Consider the following 2,174-nt stretch of genomic DNA (forward strand, 5'->3'; position numbering starts at 1 on the left):
GAGATCGCGGCCATTGATACGGGCACCGGCATGCCGCCCGAGGTAGCCGCGCGCGCGTTCGAGCCGTTCTTCACCACGAAGCCTCCCGGCGAAGGCAGCGGGCTCGGTCTGGCCCAAGTCTATGGCTTCGTTCGGCAATCCGGCGGCCACGTCACGATCGAGAGCGCGGTCGACGTAGGCACCACTGTCAGCCTCTATTTGCCGAAATCGACCAGGATACCGGAAGCGCAGGCGCATGCTCTGCAGCTCCAGGACCTGCCGGCCGGCTCGGGGCGCATCCTCGTGGTCGAGGACGATGACGAGGTGTTGGACGTCACCTCCGCGATGCTGAAGCAGCTCGGTTATCAGGTGCTTTGCGCGCGCCGGGGCGCGGAGGCCGTTCAGATGCTCAAGAGCGAGGAAGAGTTCGATCTCTTGTTCAGCGACGTCGTGATGCCGCAGGGCATCAGCGGCATCGAGCTCGCGCGCGAGGCGCGGCGGCTGCGCAACGGCATCAAGATCGTGCTCACCTCGGGCAATGCGGCCGACATATTGGCGCGACATGGCGCGGAGGACGAGTTTCCGATCATCGGCAAGCCGTTCCGACGTGCCGAGCTCGCGCAATATCTGAAATCGGTGATGCACGGGGCGTGATGCGCTGGGACGTTTTCGCCGTGCACCAGGCGATCACCTCGCGCTTCGGGTTCCGCGTTAAGCACGTCGCAATCGAGCACGGCCGGTCGATCAGCGTTAACATCTTGGTTAGGTCTTTGCCTGCATTTTCGCGGTCTCCTTCATCAGAGAGGCACCATGTCCGACATCAGCATTCCCGGCGGTCGTATCCGTTCTTTCATTGAGCGGATCGAGAATCTGGACAGCGAATTGCAGGAATTGAACGAGCAGAAGAAGGAAGTCTTCTCGGAAGCCAAGGGCGAAGGCTTCGATGTGAAAATCCTCAAGGAGATCATCAAGCTCCGGAAGCAGGACCAGGACGAGCGCGACGAGCACGAGACACTGCTCGACATGTATCTGCGCGCCATGGAGACGGCCGAGAAGGAGCCGGAAGCCAAGGCGGCCTGAGCTCGCACGCGCAACGCGGCTTCTCCGCCGCCTGACGAGGAGACGGCGGGTGCGCAATCCGCGTCTCATCTCAAGATGCGTGCGTCGCGACGCGATGCCTTAACGGGAAACGCGTCGTGGAGCGCGCCGCTTGCGTCGCGCTCGGTCCCGATGGACAATGCCACCGGGATCAACCAGGGGGCTGCGGACATGAGCGCCGGACGCGCAGTTTTCGGCGCGCTTGTCGCCGTCATCATCACGGCGACGACCGCTTTCGGCCAGACCACCGCACGGCCGCCGGTCGGCGGTTTCGGCTCGCCACCCGACGCCATGATCTTCTATGTCGCGCATGGTGCGGCGGATGCCTGCGGACGCGGCTGCGCCGACTGGATCGCGGCCGAAGGGACCGTGCAATGGGACACGCATAAGCGGCTGATCGCGATCCTCGACCGGCAGGCCGGCCACAAGCTTCCGCTCGTCATTCAGACCTGGGGCGCGTCCGCTCTGAATGTGGCCACCAGCCTGGGGCGGATCCTGCGCGACCGCGGCATCGACGCCACCGCCGGCCGCACCGAGGTCGACGCCTGCAACGACAAGCCGGGGGCCGACTGCTTTGCACTGAAGCGTCCGGGCGGACCGCTCGATGCCCGCCTCGATCAGTCCGCGACCCGCTGCGACACCGCCTGCGTGCTGATGCTGGCCGGTGCTGTGCATCGCAGCCTTCCTGCGGGCACCCAGATGATCCTGGAAGGCATGGCGATCCGCAATCGCCGGGCGCCTAACGTTTCGGACGAACACCGCGAAGGCATGACGACGTATTTCGACACGCAGTTCAGGATCTATCTGCGCGAGATGGGCGTCGATCCCGAACTGCTCGACATCGTCGATCGCAACTCGGCCTCGCACCAGATGACCGAATTGCCATCGTCCGAATGGAGCAGGCTCGGCATCGTCACGACACAGCCGTAGTCTGCGGTCGTTTCAGGTCAGAGGCATGCCGAGCCTGTCGGTGCCGGGAAGTTTCAGCGCCGGCCGCCGCAGGTCGAAGCCGAGCACCGCGCCGAAAAAATTCAGCTCGACGCCTTCGATCCAGCCGATCGTCAGGCCGAGATAACCACCGAGCGAGACGAACAGGC

The 2,174-nt window shown here is 64.4% G+C and carries 3 protein-coding genes and 1 pseudogene; 3 read left to right on the forward strand and 1 reads right to left on the reverse strand.

Annotated features, from left to right (window positions below):
• From JOY90_RS35465 to JOY90_RS35475, 3 genes are all read left to right on the forward strand, one after another.
• A partial coding sequence (locus JOY90_RS35465) for a response regulator (RefSeq protein WP_291695741.1) occupies positions 1–633 on the forward strand: 633 nt, incomplete at its 5' end.
• Positions 634–789: 156 nt separating this feature from the next.
• On the forward strand, positions 790–1,059 hold the full coding sequence (locus JOY90_RS35470) for a DUF2312 domain-containing protein (protein ID WP_291695742.1): 270 nt from the start codon (positions 790–792) through the stop codon (positions 1,057–1,059).
• 189 nt (positions 1,060–1,248) lie between these two features.
• On the forward strand, positions 1,249–2,007 hold the full coding sequence (locus JOY90_RS35475; protein ID WP_291695743.1) for a hypothetical protein: 759 nt from the start codon (positions 1,249–1,251) through the stop codon (positions 2,005–2,007).
• A gap of 12 nt (positions 2,008–2,019) precedes the next feature.
• Here the strand turns inward: JOY90_RS35475 and JOY90_RS35480 are convergent.
• Positions 2,020–2,174: pseudogene (locus JOY90_RS35480) on the reverse strand (DUF3750 domain-containing protein); the annotation flags it as partial.

Source organism: Bradyrhizobium sp., from assembly GCF_019242285.1.
Lineage (GTDB): Bacteria > Pseudomonadota > Alphaproteobacteria > Rhizobiales > Xanthobacteraceae > Bradyrhizobium.